This is a genomic window from Vibrio sp. S12_S33, from assembly GCF_963889785.1.
In the GTDB taxonomy this organism is placed as follows: Bacteria; Pseudomonadota; Gammaproteobacteria; order Enterobacterales; family Vibrionaceae; genus Vibrio; species Vibrio aestuarianus.
The window spans coordinates 1-570 of the sequence record NZ_CAWPQZ010000221.1; the positions used below are offsets into that span (position 1 = coordinate 1).

A 570-nucleotide genomic window follows, 5' to 3' on the forward strand; every position below is an offset into this window, starting at 1 on the left:
AACAGCATGGTAAAGAGTTATAATTTGCTTCGCCAAAAGTAAAACCATAACCAATACCATGCCAAGAACAATGCTAACTGATATTCGCTGGGAACTGCTACTCCAAGTTATGAAAAGTACAGGTCGTATTTACGATAAAACTGAACATCGAATGACATTTGAAGGAATACTTTATCGAATGAGAACAGGCATTCCTTGGCGAGATCTACCCTCTGAGTTCGGAGAGTGGAGTACCGTTTACAGACGATTTAATCTTTGGTCAAAGAAAGGGGTTTTAGATAAGCTTTTCAAAAACTTATCTAGCATGGCTGATTTTGAATGGGTCTTTCTTGATGGCTCTATAGTTCGAGCGCATCAGCATAGTACAGGTGCAGCTACTGAAAGCTCAGAGCAAATAGGAAAAAGTCGCGGGGGCAACTCAACCAAAATTCACTTAGCCGTAGATAGTGGTGGCCTGCCGATTTGCTTTGATTTATCAGAAGGACAACGCCACGATATAGTGCATGCCGAAAGCTTAGTTGAGCAACTCGATGAAGTTAATACCATCGTTTGTGATAAAGGATATGACAG

General features: G+C 41.1%; 1 protein-coding gene. It reads left to right on the top strand.

Translation table 11 applies throughout. The annotated features are described in order from the left end of the window. Positions 1-58: 58 nt before the first annotated feature. Positions 59-570: IS5 family transposase (locus tag AACW06_RS19960; protein WP_192076379.1), on the top strand; the 512-nt coding region annotated here is incomplete at its 3' end.